At 60.0% G+C, this 13527-nt stretch carries 13 protein-coding genes; 2 read left to right on the top strand and 11 right to left on the bottom strand.

The annotated features are described in order from the left end of the window. Nucleotides 1–227 (top strand): hypothetical protein (locus WLY71_RS31470; RefSeq protein ID WP_425589964.1); only part of this gene is annotated, 227 nt, incomplete at its 5' end. A gap of 392 nt (nt 228–619) precedes the next feature. On the opposite strand, the gene WLY71_RS25505 is transcribed toward WLY71_RS31470, so the two are convergent. The 7 genes from WLY71_RS25505 to WLY71_RS25475 form a co-directional block, all read right to left on the bottom strand. After that, nucleotides 620–1198: a hypothetical protein gene (locus WLY71_RS25505; protein ID WP_347805750.1), complete on the bottom strand. Its 579-nt coding sequence runs from the start codon at nt 1196–1198 to the stop codon at nt 620–622. Between the two features lie 87 nt (nt 1199–1285). Then, nucleotides 1286–1459: a hypothetical protein gene (locus WLY71_RS25500; protein WP_165353279.1), complete on the bottom strand. Its 174-nt coding sequence runs from the start codon at nt 1457–1459 to the stop codon at nt 1286–1288. Nucleotides 1460–1470: 11 nt separating this feature from the next. Next, on the bottom strand, nt 1471–1713 hold the full coding sequence (locus WLY71_RS25495) for a hypothetical protein (RefSeq protein WP_056746628.1): 243 nt from the start codon (nt 1711–1713) through the stop codon (nt 1471–1473). Between the two features lie 127 nt (nt 1714–1840). Next, nucleotides 1841–2911 (bottom strand): lipocalin-like domain-containing protein, encoded by a 1071-nt coding sequence (locus WLY71_RS25490; protein ID WP_347805749.1) that lies wholly within the window; start codon nt 2909–2911, stop codon nt 1841–1843. Then, nucleotides 2901–5372 (bottom strand): ABC transporter permease, encoded by a 2472-nt coding sequence (locus WLY71_RS25485; protein ID WP_347805748.1) that lies wholly within the window; start codon nt 5370–5372, stop codon nt 2901–2903. The genes WLY71_RS25490 and WLY71_RS25485 overlap by 11 nt, the downstream gene beginning before the upstream one ends. A gap of 1 nt (nt 5373) precedes the next feature. Then, a complete protein-coding gene (locus WLY71_RS25480; RefSeq protein WP_347805747.1) occupies nt 5374–6042 on the bottom strand; it encodes an ABC transporter ATP-binding protein in 669 nt (222 codons plus the stop codon). 77 nt (nt 6043–6119) lie between these two features. Then, entirely contained in the window at nt 6120–6920 is an 801-nt protein-coding gene (locus tag WLY71_RS25475) for a class I SAM-dependent methyltransferase (RefSeq protein ID WP_347805746.1), read from the bottom strand. Between the two features lie 185 nt (nt 6921–7105). Between WLY71_RS25475 and WLY71_RS25470 the strand changes: the two genes are divergently transcribed. Continuing rightward, entirely contained in the window at nt 7106–7492 is a 387-nt protein-coding gene (locus WLY71_RS25470; RefSeq protein WP_347805745.1) for a hypothetical protein, read from the top strand. Nucleotides 7493–7495: 3 nt separating this feature from the next. On the opposite strand, the gene WLY71_RS25465 is transcribed toward WLY71_RS25470, so the two are convergent. The 4 genes from WLY71_RS25465 to WLY71_RS25450 form a co-directional block, all read right to left on the bottom strand. Beyond that, entirely contained in the window at nt 7496–8926 is a 1431-nt protein-coding gene (locus WLY71_RS25465) for a sigma-54-dependent transcriptional regulator (RefSeq protein WP_347805744.1), read from the bottom strand. Beyond that, a complete protein-coding gene (locus WLY71_RS25460; protein ID WP_347805743.1) occupies nt 8895–10388 on the bottom strand; it encodes a sensor histidine kinase in 1494 nt (497 codons plus the stop codon). The genes WLY71_RS25465 and WLY71_RS25460 overlap by 32 nt, the downstream gene beginning before the upstream one ends. Before the next feature lie 103 nt (nt 10389–10491). Next, a complete protein-coding gene (locus WLY71_RS25455) occupies nt 10492–11502 on the bottom strand; it encodes an SCO family protein (RefSeq protein WP_347805742.1) in 1011 nt (336 codons plus the stop codon). Between the two features lie 17 nt (nt 11503–11519). Next, nucleotides 11520–13527: multicopper oxidase domain-containing protein (locus WLY71_RS25450; RefSeq protein ID WP_347805741.1), on the bottom strand; the 2008-nt coding region annotated here is incomplete at its 5' end.

Genomic DNA, 13527 nt, shown 5'->3' with positions numbered 1-13527 from the left:
ACTTTTTCGACTTTGGCGTCGGGACGCATCATGACGGACTGGCTCCAGAAAGAAATCGGGAGCACAGCATCGGACATCAGGTTTCGGCTTGGAATGTGGGCTTCATGGAGCGCTTACAGCGAAATGGCAAGCGGGAGACGGTGTTCAGCGAAACAGCGTATTGCTTGCGGGAGAAGCGCCAGGCCAATTGCCGGAACAGTCTTTTTTGCCACACGCGGAGCCAGTAGAGCGCCGGGTGGTAGAGGGAGAGTGGTTTCATCCGTGTCAGAACGGCGACAGCCGTTTTCTTCCTTGATCTGCAAAATGCCGCGCATCTTAACGTATTGCTGCAGGTGTGTACCGCACGTCGATAAGGTGTTCGCCCAGTGTAATGGCCTGGCAATCCATGCACCGGTAAAGAGCCCTGACACTGGGCGAACGGGAAGCATTTTAATTGAAGTTTTCGAATATGTCCGCGTATATGAACATGAAATTTATCGAAACAACATTCGATTAAATGTCGGCCAAAATACTATTTTGCAGACCACCAAAACTCACCAATTAGACCATTAAAACTGATTGTTCTTATACAAAAAAGTTGTACGAGAACAATCAATATATATAGAGCTAATACTCAACTTCAGTGCTTGCTGGTCACTGTCAATATGTCGGTATAGGTCACAACGACACTCTGTCCAACTTTCAGGTCTTTCAATTTCGCTTGAACTTCGGGTCTTCCGACGTCAACGGTCTTGGACTGGCCGGCGGGGTTTTGGAAGGTGACCTGGTTTTTCTTCACGTCGATTTTGGTGATTTTCAGTTGGACCTGCACCTGACGGTAGGCTTCGCCGCCCGGGTTGTCGCTGCCGGGAGCTGCGCGGACTTCGCCAGCGCGTTCGACGGTGCCTGGCAGGCCTTTGTCGACATCGGTGTCGAGGTAGGCGGCGACAGCGCTAGTCACCTTGACATCGACTTGGTCGCCGACTTTCAAGTTGCCGAGGTTTTTGGCCTTGTCGGTCAATTGCACATGGACCTGACGACCTTCCGGCCCCTCCAGGACGACCCGGTGATTGGCAGCATCGACCGAGACAACTTTGGTGGTGACCTGATCCGCCTCCACAACAGCAGACAGCGGGATGTCCGTAGCCATGGCGCTAAGGCTGGCGGCAGACAGCAAGGTAGCGAGGGTGATGGCTTTGGTCAGTGCGTGAAGTTTCATAAGCGGTACATTCCCTGTGAATTGGAGGCAGCAACGAGCGCTGAACCACCGTCCAGCGCCCTCTGCGCAGATGAGCATAGACGCTGATCAGGGAGTTTTTGCGGTTTCTTGTGCGGTGGATTCACCACTGTCTGTGCCCTTGCCGCTTTCCTTGCGTCGGGTTGGATCGGTCGGGCGCAGGGCGTCGTTGTCGCGCTCGACTTCACCCGGTGGTCGGGGCTCGTCGGGGTTTTCCAAAGTGTCAGGCGGTTTGGGATTCATGGAAATTCTCCTCAGGCTTCGGGATCGTCAACCTCTTGGGCGACGTTCACGGCAGGCGAGTCTTTATGAGATTGATCGGCCTTGGCCTTCAAGGCTTGCCACTGTTCCAGGTCGATGGCGCCCTGCCCCAGCAAGTCATCGGCCACCCGCAGCAGTTCGGCGTAATGGGCATCAGGGGACTGTTGCCAGTAGGCCTTGTCTTCGAACAGGCGCTGCCACGAGGCAAGGTCAGGTGGTTTTAGGTCGTCGCTCATGTGTGGGCTCCTGCGGGGGTTCTCACGGTAGAGGGTTGGGCGTCGCGAGGAGTTCCAGTGGGATTTCGGGGGAGATCAGGATCAACGTCAAAAGATCGCAGGCTTCGCCAGCTCCTACAGGGGAGCCTTAATACCCGGTCATTTCCAGATAACCCTGCCCACCATGGCTGCCGCTCAATTGCACCGGCCCTTCCCAATAGGGAATGCGCAAAGCCATCCACGCATTGGGGTTGAGCGCGCTGATCGTGATGTCGAGGTGTTTGTCGGGGATTTTGATCGACCAGCGCACCGGCATCGAACGGCCGGCGACGTTGGCGGTGTCTTGCGGTGTGAGGCTGATGTCGCTGGCGTGCACCAACTGCGTCTGCCCCTGAGCGTCGATCCAGGTCCCGGTAAGGTAAGGCTCGCCGTCCTTTTGCCGCATGCGATAAAGCATCACGTGTTCGCCACTGTCCAGATGCAGGGAAAACCAGTCCCAGCCGGTCTGGTTGGCGGTCAGCGGCTGGCTGCTCCATTCGCGGTCGAGCCAGGCCGGGCCGCTGACCTGCCAGGTTTTACCATCGATTTCCAACGAGCCGCTGGCCTGGAAAAACGGCTGGCTGTAGTAGTACGACGCCTGGCCTTGCTCTGATTTCTGGCTGAAACCCTTGTCCCCTTGCAGCACCAGCGGACGTGTAGAAGTCAGCCGCAATTGGTAGCTGAAATGCTTGTCGCGGGCGCTCAGTTGCAGCTCGGCCAACGGGTCGGCATCAGACGCCTGACTGCTGAAACGCCAATCATCGATCCACGCGTTGAACGGCGCCAGGCTCACCCCGGCCTGCCCAACGCCGCCACGGGCATAGCGTTCGGCAGCGTGATGCACCGTGACAGAAGTCACCGCCGCGTGACCGAGCCAGATCGTCTGATTATTCCAACCTGCCACCTCGGGAGCAGCCTTCAACGCACTGCGAAACAACGTCCACTGCGCGCCAAACTCGCGACCCTGATCGTCCTTGAGGTTGGCGGTGACATACCACCATTCAATGCGAAAACCGTCATGAGGACCGTGATCCGCCGGAAAGCTGAACACCCGACCGGGTACTACCGGGGTGAACGCGGCGGCCTGATGACCCAGCCCCGCGAAGCCTTTCTCGACAGGCGCCGAGTTATCGCACCCGCTCAATAACGCCAATAGCAACACGCCGACCTTAATCTTCATGAGCAAACGTCCTCAGCAGATCCGCCGGTTGCGTGCGATACAGCGAATACAGCGGCCAGGCCGACGCCAGTAAAGTCGCCAGCAGCGCCAGCCCCATCAACTGCAACAGCTGCATCGGAAACACCCGCAGCGGCAAGCGCCAGCCGAAGGCCTGGACGTTGATCACCGTGTCCAGGCACCACGCCAACGCGATCCCCAACGGCAACGCCAGCACCAGGGTCAGCACCGCCAGCAACCAGGTCTGCCCGAGATTGAGCAACATCAGTTGCCGGCGCGTCACGCCGAGCGCCCACAGTGGGGCGAGTTGCCCGAGGCGGCTCTGACTTTGGGTCAACAGGCTGATGAACAGCGCCACGCCCGCCACGCAGAGGATCAGGCTGTTGAGTGCGGTGGTCGCGGCAAAGGTGCGTTCGAAGACTTGCGTGGACCAACCCTTGAGCCGGGCCTGGTCGACGATGCGGCGGTCCTCCAGCACGAAGCGGGTTTGCAGCGCGGTCTGGAAGGCAGGGATCAACGTCGGGTCGATGCGCAGGTTGAAACGGCTGGGTGTCAGCTGCGGCCAGCCGCGCAGCAGATGGTTGACGTTGACCAGAATGTGGCCCTTGGGATTGCCGTAATCGGCGTAGATGCCGACGATCCGTGGCGACCAGGCGCCGTTCGGGGTGGGAATCGTCAGGTGATCGCCAAGGCGCACCTTCAGCCGACGGGCCAGTTGCTCGCTGAGCATCAGTGCGTCGTCCTTGGCCAGTCGGTCCCACGGGTTGTCACCCAAGGCTTCCAGTAGCGGCCAATGCTGGCGATACGTCGGGTGATCGATCACGCCGAAGACGTCAGCCGGCCAGCCTTGCAACTGGATCGACACTTGCCAGTTGGGCAGCACTGCCGTGAGTCCGGGTTGCTGCTTGAGCCAGGTTTGCAGCTCTCTGGCCTGGGCCGGATTTCGCGGATTAACGTACAGTTCGGCGGTCAGGCGTTGTTCGAGCCAATCGCTGAAGGTCTGACGAAAACCGGCCGTCATGCTGCCCGCTCCAATGTTCGCCGCCAGTGCCAACAACAGCGCCATCAGCGCCAGGCTCAGGGCCGGCAGTTGCTGACGGCAGTCGGCGAGAAACCATTGGCCGAGCACCGAGCGACTGCGATGCAGCACCAGGTTCAACACCCAGTTGAGCACCACCGGCAACGCCAGCGCAGCGCCGATCAACAGTGCCGCCATCAGCACGAAGCCACTGCTCAGGCTGTCGCCATAGATCAACGCCAGCAGCGCGATCACCGCGGCGATCACGGCAACCCAACCCTGGCGCCGCAACCAGCGGGCGTGAGCCTGATGCCAGGCTTGCGGGGCGGCCAGGGCCAGCAAAGGCAGACGCGCGGCCCGCAACAAACTGTTGGCCCCTGCCAACAACGCGCCCAACAGACTCAGGCCGACGCCGCTGAGCCACCACCACGGACTGAGGCTCAACTGCCCCGCCACTTCGGCGCCGTACAACCCGCGCAGACTCGCGGCGACATCCGGCAACAGCACGCTGGCCAGCAGGTAGCCGCTGGCGACGCCGACCAGTCCGCCGATCAACGCCAGACCGCCCAGTTCAACCGCCAGACAGGCAATCAACATCCGTGCACTGACACCGCAGGCGCGCAGGGTTCTGAGCAAGCCACGGCGTTGTTCCAGCGCCAGGCCGATCGCGGCGTGGACGATGAACAGGCCGACCACGAATGACAGAAAACCCAGCGCATCGAGGTTCAGGTGAAAGCTTTCGGTCAGGCGCGACAAATTGTTCTCTTCGCCGCTGGTCTTGAGCTGCAGTTGACCCTTGAATTGATCAGGCAGGGGCGCGGTAAAATCCTTCGGCAGCAGCAGGCGTGACAGCTGATCCGGCAGACCAAGAATCTGCTGGGCTAAGCCGATGTCCACCAACAACACACCGGGAGCCATATCGGGTTGGGCATGCAGCGGCGGCAATGCCTGACCACTCAAAGTCAGCGGGCGTTCGCCCTCATGCAGACCCAGTGCCTGCAACGTCTGCGGCGAAATCCAGGTACTGCCCGGCGGGCTGAAAAACTCGACAACCTGCTCAATCGCCAACGGCTGCCCGGCCACTGAGGAACCGGCGGGCAGCGACACCGGCTCGATCCCCATCAGCTGCAAGCGCTGGTCTTCATGGCCCTTGAGCGTCACCCGGCCTTGCAGGACCGGCGACACCGGCCAACCCAAACGGCGCAGGTCGACAAACACGTGTTGGGAGAAGGTTGCGCCACTGGGTGAACTGAGGCTGGCCTGGGGTTCGCCGCCAATCAACTGACTGGCCCGGGCGTAGCTTTCGCGCGCCTGGCTGTTCAGCGCCTGCACGCCGGTCAGCAGGCTGGTGGCGAGCCAGAGCCCGGTCAGAACACTGAAAAACTGCACCGGATGCTGCCGCCAATGACTGAGCAGCGCCCGCAGCGTCTCTCGAAAGACCCGCACCTCAGCGCTCGTCCGCTCTAGCCAGACGGCCACCGTGGAGCACCACTTTCTCTGCCAACCGGGCGGCAACCCGCGGGCTGTGGGTGACCATCAACAAGGTGGTGGGACTGTCGTCGAGCAACTCCAGCAACAACTTCAAGACCTCATCGCTGGCGGCTTCATCGAGGCTGCCGGTCGGTTCGTCGGCCAGCAGCAGTTTTGGCTGCGACGCCAGGGCACGGCCCAGCGCGACCCGTTGCTGCTGGCCGCCGGACAGCTGTTCAGGATAACGCCGCAGCAAATCGCCCAAGCCCAGACGTTGCACCAGATGCGCCTGCCAGCGCGGATCATGGCGCCCCGCCAGTCGTGCCTGGAACGCCAGATTGTCCTCCACGCGCAAACTGCCGATCAGGTTGAATTGCTGAAACACCAGGCCGATTTCGGTCCGCCGCCAGTTCGCCAGTTGCCCTTCGTTCATCTGCTCCAGCCGATGTTCGCCGCTGTGGATGCTGCCGCGATCGACCTTGTCCAGCCCGGCAATCAGGTGCAGCAAGGTGCTTTTGCCACTGCCCGACTCCCCCATCAACGCCAGGCTGCTGCCGGGTTTCAAGGTGAGATCGACACCTTGCAGGACCGCTAATGGGCCCTGGGGAGTGGCGTAGCTTTTGAAGACGCCTTGGACCGAAAGCATGGGGAAAACCGTTCGATGTGCGTGGAGCAAGGATAGCGGACGGTAGCGGCACCGCGAATAGGTCCCGATCCTGAAACCTATCGCTTCACCCCCACCCACGTAAAACACAACGGCAGCTGCGCCGTTTGCTGCTCATACCGATCATAGAGTTCCTCGCGGTTGGAATGCGGGTACTCCTTGAAGTGGCTGACCTGCAATCCGGCGTCGATGGCGCCGGTGAAGATGGCGCCCAGGGTGTGGACGAACCAGTAGGACGGAGCCGCCTGCTGGTCGACTTTGCCTTCGTAGACGATCGGCTGGTCCTGCACGAAAGGTTCGCTGCGAAAGTACGAGCTGTCCGGCCGATACGGATCGGCTGACTCGGGGTCGAACATCTCCAGGTAGGGATGGGTTTCGTACACCACCAGGCTGCCACCGGGCTTGAGGGTTTGCGCGACGTGGCGGAAGAATTCGCCGATGTCCGGCATCCAGTTCAACACGCCGATGGTGATCAGGGCCACGTCGAAACGGCCATGAAGTTCAGTCGGCAAGTGATGGATGTCTGCCTCGATGAACTCAGGCGCATGGGGCGAGCGTGACGCCAGTTCCCGCGCCTGATCGAGGAAAGCCTCGGACTGATCGACGCCTACGACGCTGCGGGCACCCAGCGCAAACAACGAAAGGCTTTCGCGGCCGTTGTTGCAGCCCAGTTGCACCAGATCTTTGCCGTCGACACCCACTTGTTCCAGCAAACCTCGGAGGGTGTCGTCCATGCAGCAAAAATCCCTATCACCAACAGCCGCCAAACGGGCTCGCCATTCGGCGGTGTCTTTGTGGTGTCGGGCGGAGTCATTCCAGGCATCGCGGTTGCTGGCGATGGCTTTTTCTTTTGTCGGCATTTCCTTTGCGCGCTCCAGACTGGGGTCTTGATTGACCGGCACGAGTCTAGATCAGGGTTTCGAAAAAACCCATTGAGTCTTTGTTCAAATCTTGTAATCCGGGCATCGCGAACGCGCGCTCGTACGGCAGCTATAGTTAATGGCCTTGGGGAAATGCGGGAAAAGCCGATTTCGCAGGTGCTGCCATGAAAAAAACCGATCTGAGACTACTGTTCGCCCTCTGCCTGATCACCACAGCTAGCGCTCACGCAGACGACAGCCTGACACCCACTAGCGATTACAGCAGTGAGTTCAACTATTACGGAGCCGACCAACCCTTCGCTCACCCCGTGCCACCGTCACTGAGCGCGGTGCCGCCAGGGTCGTACATCCCGACAGCGCCTCAGGACTTCATCCCCATTTCGAGCCAGCATGAGTTCTACGACTCAAGATTGCCGACGGTAGCGGATGCCACGGTTCGAGTGTTCGTCCGCTCCTACGATCAGCAACGCGGTGTCTACGTGAACGAAGAAGTCCTCGACCCTACGTGCCTGCTCGCGTGCCTCAGCCGTCAGACGCCAGTGATGCAATAAGGTCTACCACTGGCGTTTGTCCGGGCGCGCGAGGCCGAGCTTCTCGATTCGGTAGCGCAGCATGTCGCGGCTCAGGCCCAGCAGCCGTGCGGACTTGGTGACGTTCCAGTCGGTCTTGTCGAGCATCTTGCGCACCATGTCGCGCTCCACTTCCGGCAGGTTCATGGACTCGGTGCCGTTGTAGACCGGGCGCGGCTCGCAGTGTTGCGGCTCTTGCTGGAACAACAGCGGCTCATCCACCAGGCTCAGGCACACGTTCAATTGATGGGCGGCGATGGTGTTGCTCTGGGCCAGCAACACGGTTTGCTCAAGCATGTTGCGCAACTCGCGCACGTTGCCCGGCCAGCTGTAGCTGAGCAGCAATTCCTCGGCCTGATCGCTGAAATACAGGTTCGGTTTGCCATAGCGTTTACCGTGGATCGCCAGGAAGTGTCGAGCCAGCAGCAGGATGTCTGCGCCACGGACATAGAGGCGCGGCACCTTGATCGAGATGATCCGCAAACGGAAGAACAGATCGCGGCGGAACTTGCCCTGCTGGACCATTTGTTCAAGGTTGCAGTTGGTGGCGCTGATCACCCGCAAATCGACTTTGCGCTCCTTCACCGAGCCGACCCGGCGGATCGTCCGGTCCTCCAGCAGCTTCAGCAGTTTGGCTTGCAGCAACAGGTCCATCTCGCCGACTTCATCGAGAAACAGCGTCCCGCCATCGGCCGCTTCCACCAGCCCGACGCGGCGGTCCTTGGCGTCGGTGAAGGCGCCCTTCTCGTGGCCGAACAGTTCCGACTCCACCAGGTTGGAAGGAATCGAGGCGCAGTTGAATTCAATGAACGGACCTTTGCTGCGCGGGCCGTCGAAGTGCAACGCACGGGCCACCAGTTCCTTGCCGGTGCCGGTCTCGCCTTCCACCAACACCGGTGGCAGATCGGTATTGGCCATGCGCCGCTCGGCGTCGATTAACTGGCCAATGGTGCTTTTCAGGTACTGCATCGGTGCCGATTCGCCGATCAATGCCTGCACCCCTGACTTCTGCGCTTCGCGCTCCTGATAGAACGACAGTGTGCGTTCCATTCGGTCGGTGGCCAGGGCCTTGTCCAGCAGCAGCTTGAGCTCCGGCAGCGCCACCGGTTTGGTGACGTAATGGAAAGCGCCCTCTTTCATCGCCACCACGGCGTCTTCGACGTTGCCATAGCCGGTCATCATGATCACTTTCAGATCCGGCGCGCTGATGCGCAGCTTCTGGATCAGGTCGTGACCGCTCATACCCGGCAGCGAGTTATCGGTCAGCACCACGTCCGGGACGAAAGTGCCCAATTGCTCTAGCGCGTCCTCAGCCGAGTGGCAGACCGTCACCTCGAAGTCCTTGCGCTCCAGGTAGGTCTGAATATTCTCGGCGAGGAGTTCATCATCCTCGACCAGCAGAATGCTGTGCTCCATATTCCCCTCCCGTTGCCACTTTAAAATTGAGACAGACGCGGGTTCCTTCCTGCTCTCGGCTGGTCAATTCGACCGAGCCTTCGAAACGCTCCATTATTCTTTTGACCAGGGCCAGGCCCACGCCCAACCCTCCTTGTTTGGTGGTGAAAAACGGCTTGAAGGCCATTTGTTCTTGCTGCGTGGTCATGCCCTTGCCGGTATCGCTCAGGGTCATGCGCACGAGTCCGGGCTGCGGCGTTTCGATATCGATACTCAGCACGCCGCCCTTGGGCATGGCTTCCAGGGCATTGGCAAACAGGCTATTAAGAATTTGCGTGAGCAACACCTGTTGGCTGACGACCGGCGGACAACTCTGAAGGGTGAAACGCACGTCGATGCTGGAGCGTTTAATCAGCGCGTCAAACGCACTCAACGTGTCGTCGATGACCAGCACCAGGTCTACCGTTTCGCAGTCGTCGTTCATGGGTCGCAATGACACCAGCAACTCCCGAACCCAGCGCGACATGCGGTCGACCTGACTGATGATGTCGCCGATGTTCTTCTGCGCGTTCTGGCTGGAGATTTCCTGAGCCAGTTCGGCACTGGAACGAATGTTGGCCAACGGATTGCGCAAGCTGTGGGCCACCGCCGAGGACATTTCCCCCAGCGCGACGAAGGTCTCGTTGCTGATCAGTTGTTTCTGCTGGCTCTGCAGCAGCATTGCCGCATGCCGCACAATCCAGAACAGTCCGAGGTAGATGGCCAGGCCGCCGAGCAGGGTTGCCAGCCAGATTGACTTGAAGCCACGCTGGATGCGTTCCACCAGGTCCACAGGTTCCTTGTAGATCTCCACCATGGCGATCACTTTGCTTTTGTCAGCATTGAACATCGGGATGTAGTTCTCGATGAACAGGTGTTCAGGCTCACGCAGCAACCTCTGCTCGGGGCGCTCCTCATCGATTTCGTGGTAGCTGGTGGACACCGGTTCCTTCATTTCGAAAGATTCGTCCAGTTCTCGGTCATCTTCGATGCGCACGCCGATCAGCTCCGGGTTGGTCGACCAGACCACGGTGCGATCCAGGGCATACACCGTGGCCAACAGAATGTCCGGCAGATGCTCTACATGATCGAGAAACTCGGTGCGCGAAGCTGCGCGGGAGGCTGGGCTCACGTCGGGATAGGCGTTGTCCTGGCGCGGGTCGAGCATTTCACCCATGGTTCTGTTCGGGGCAATCGCGGCATGGCGAATTTCGGCATCACCAATGGCCTGGACGAACTGCGCGGTCAGCATCGAATCGCGCTCGATGCTCTCCTCGACAACAAAGCGCGTGGAAATGTAGCCCAACCCCAGCGCCACGACGGCGATGATGAAAAAGCTGCCCAGGGAAAACCAGCGCAGCAAATTGAACTGTCCTCGCCAGCCCTTGCCGACTGCTGCCGACGTAACCGGCGCAGGTATTTTTTGTTGTCCTGGTATCTGCATAGGACCTTCCCGGATGCCTTGCATCAAGCCTTTTCAGCCGCGTTTCGGATCAGTGTAGGTGGCATTGATCGAGGCTGACGGCGCCAATGATAGTATTTCGCCGCTATTGCGTTTGCGCCGCCTGTAGCGGTTGCTGACGATCGGTTTCTTCCTGCAAAAAATCCACGATGGACTGCGCCGCGTTCTCATCCAGGCGCAGGTTGGGCATGGGGATTTTGTCGAAACGCTCAAACAGTTCCATCGCGAGCGGGTCTTTTTCCGCCAGCATGCGGTCCGGCTCGCGAATCCAGCGACTCAGCCAGGCCGGATCACGCAGGCGAGTGACGCCGATCAGGTCCGGGCCGATGCTGCGCATGCCGATACCCTGCCCGTCCATCGGACCCAGGCTGTGGCACGACGCGCAACGGGTGCGAAACAACTCTTCGCCGTTGCTCGGCGGACGGATCTCGGGCGCATCGGCATAACTTTCTTCAACGCTGGGTTGCTTCCAGTTCTGCAAGGTATTGGCCAACTGATCGGAGAGGATCCACGGGTTCTCGAACGGTGAGGCTTTCATCCAGCGACCGGTGCTTTGGTTGCCCACGATCAGGCTCAGGTTGTGGTCCTTGCTGCGGCCGTTGTCGACGCCTTCGATAAACAGCCCGAGTTTTTTTCGCAGATCGGTGACGGCCTCGAACTCCCCGGTGAGGAACTGCCAGCCTGGCCCGACCTTGAAGCGTTGTGCATAGGCCTTGAGCACGTCGGGTGTATCGCTTAAGGGGTCGATGCTGATGGAGTAGAAAAAAATGTCCTGGCCGACCCGGTCCCCCAGCAAATTCTGCACCTGACGCAGGCGCGCGGTTTCCAGCGGGCAGGAGTCGCTGCACGAGGTGAAGATGAAGTTGATCACCACCACTTTGCCTTTGATCAGGTCATCGAAAAAACGCACCTGCCGGCCGTCCTGATCGGTCAGCAAGGTGTTGGGGAAGTAATCGCCGCCCCAGGGTGTCGCCGATTCCGTCGACGACGGTGCACCTTCATGAGCGAGCAGCACCCAAGCGGCCAGCACACAGGTGACCATCAGCAAAATCAGGCGAATGCCCAGGGCGCGGGAGCGCGGCGTACGTGATGTCATGTCGGCTCCCCTGCGGATCATGGTGTGACCTCTGCTTTGGTGCCGTAGCCATCGCCGGTGCGGAAGGTTGGCAGCGCAGCGGAGTTCACGTAGCGCACACCATCCCAGCTCGGCAAAGGAGTCGGCATCAACTGCACTTGCCCGGGTTTTTCAACGTCCCAACGCAACAGCATGGAGTTGTCCTCATGTTGCGTATTGTGGCAGTGCTCCATGAAGGTGCCGGCGAATTCGCGAAATTGGATCGCAATCTCGACATTGTCCGTACCATCCTTTTCCGAACCGACGCGATACACGTCCTTGCGTGCCCATTTTTCCCATTCCGGTGGTGGCTTGCCGCCACGGCTGAGGATGATCCCTTCCTCGAAGTGCACGTGCACCGGGTGGCCCCAGCCCGTGTCATTGCCCTTGATGAGCCACACTTCCAGCGTGCCGAAACCCGTGACGCCGGCGTCGGTCGGACCGCTGGCCAGTTTGGTCGAGACGTTCAGGCGGCGCGGGTCCATGCGAAACCCGAAACCGCCGTCGGTCTTGACCGTCCAGGGCGCTTCATCGGTGCCATCGGAACGGCCGAAGGTAAAGGTGCGGTGGCGGGCTTTGGCGAGCAGCGCCTTGTCGGCAGCATTGTCGCGGTGAATCTTCAGCGGGATCATAAACAGGCCTTCAGCCTTGCCCGGTTTGGCCGGCTCATAAGCGGCCGGGTCCATGGCCAGGTCCTGTCCGGTGTAGGCCTTGACGTTGAGTTGCAACACCTTGCCTACCGCCGGATCACCGTCCTCCCACTTTGGCCCCTTGCTGGTTTGCTTGATGATCGCCCGGTATTTCTCGGACAGCACGTCAGCCAGGGCAACGGGTTCTTCCGGACCCTTGCCGTCTTGGTGCACCAGCAGGTTGACGAAGAACAGCTTGTCGCCTGGTTTGATCCCGTTTTTCGAGAAGTTAACGATGATGTCGAAACGCTCGGCTATGCCCAGGGTTGGCAGGATCGCGTTGTGGTTCTGTTTGTCACCGTCGGCATCCAGGTCCATGCTGCCGTCGAACGGTACGCTGTGTTCCATGATATTGCCGTCGTTGGCAATCATGTGGAACGGCACCCGGGCATACGACACGCCCGACCCGGCAGGCCCTTGGAACTCACCGGTGCTGCCCTTGATCTCGCGCACCAGCGCCATTTTGAAGTAGCGCGACACGGAACCATTGAGCATGCGCAAGCGATAGCTGCGGGCGCGCACATCCAGGACCGGTTTCCATTTCCAGTTGACCAGCACCTGGTCACCGAGGAAGCCGCCAGTGTTGAAGGGGTTGAACCACAGTTGACCGTTCTTATCCCACGCCTTGTCCGAAAACATCAGGTTAACGTCGTAGTCGCGGTTACCCCAGGGCAAGGCGCTGCCGCTGGGGAGGCGCAGGTTGACGCCGTCATTCACCGATTCATTGGCGCGATCGAGGGCGCTGTAGTAATTCATCATCGCCGCGTTGCCCTTGTAGACGTTCTGCGCGGTGAAATCGAGCATGTGGTCGTGGAACCAGTGGGTGCTCATGGTTTCGCGCCAGTCGCCGCGGACCTTGATCATGCCGTTGTCGCAGGTTTTGCGGCCGGGGGTGAGGTCGTTGGTCCACAGGGTTTCGCCCGGCGAGCACGGAAACGCTGCACGCGGGTCTGCAGCCGTGGTGTTGATGCTGTCGTAGCCGGCCAACTGGATCGGCCAGCGATAGTCATAGAATTGCCCGGGGAAGAAAAACGCGTTGGCATAGCCGTCGCTTTCCGCCGGTACGTGACCGTTGTGTTCGTGGGTGGTGATGGTGTGCAGACCAAAACCCATGTTCGCCGACGGGTCGATCGGCAAGCCGTTGTAATGGCGCATCAACACCGGTTGCCCATAACGCACCATGAGCAATTTGGGCGGCAAGGTGCCGTCGAAGGTCCATACCGAGTTGTGTTTCTGTACCGGCATTTTCGGGTGAAAACGCGGTTCAAATCCTTTGGAGGTGCCTGCGGTCGCCGGCACGCCCGCCACATTGTAATAA

The organism is Pseudomonas rossensis (assembly GCF_039888995.1).
GTDB lineage: Bacteria > Pseudomonadota > Gammaproteobacteria > Pseudomonadales > Pseudomonadaceae > Aquipseudomonas > Aquipseudomonas rossensis.
The sequence above is the reverse complement of the archived record's forward strand: the minus strand, read 5'-3'. Positions and strand labels throughout refer to the sequence as shown.

Coding starts and splice junctions, on each gene's coding strand:
- WLY71_RS25505 (WP_347805750.1), bottom strand. CDS start 1,198: ATGAAACTTCACGCACTGACCAAAGCCATCACCCTCGCTACCTTGCTG.
- WLY71_RS25500 (WP_165353279.1), bottom strand. CDS start 1,459: ATGAATCCCAAACCGCCTGACACTTTGGAAAACCCCGACGAGCCCCGA.
- WLY71_RS25495 (WP_056746628.1), bottom strand. CDS start 1,713: ATGAGCGACGACCTAAAACCACCTGACCTTGCCTCGTGGCAGCGCCTG.
- WLY71_RS25490 (WP_347805749.1), bottom strand. CDS start 2,911: ATGAAGATTAAGGTCGGCGTGTTGCTATTGGCGTTATTGAGCGGGTGC.
- WLY71_RS25480 (WP_347805747.1), bottom strand. CDS start 6,042: ATGCTTTCGGTCCAAGGCGTCTTCAAAAGCTACGCCACTCCCCAGGGC.
- WLY71_RS25475 (WP_347805746.1), bottom strand. CDS start 6,920: ATGCCGACAAAAGAAAAAGCCATCGCCAGCAACCGCGATGCCTGGAAT.
- WLY71_RS25470 (WP_347805745.1), top strand. CDS start 7,106: ATGAAAAAAACCGATCTGAGACTACTGTTCGCCCTCTGCCTGATCACC.
- WLY71_RS25465 (WP_347805744.1), bottom strand. CDS start 8,926: ATGGAGCACAGCATTCTGCTGGTCGAGGATGATGAACTCCTCGCCGAG.
- WLY71_RS25460 (WP_347805743.1), bottom strand. CDS start 10,388: ATGCAGATACCAGGACAACAAAAAATACCTGCGCCGGTTACGTCGGCA.
- WLY71_RS25455 (WP_347805742.1), bottom strand. CDS start 11,502: ATGACATCACGTACGCCGCGCTCCCGCGCCCTGGGCATTCGCCTGATT.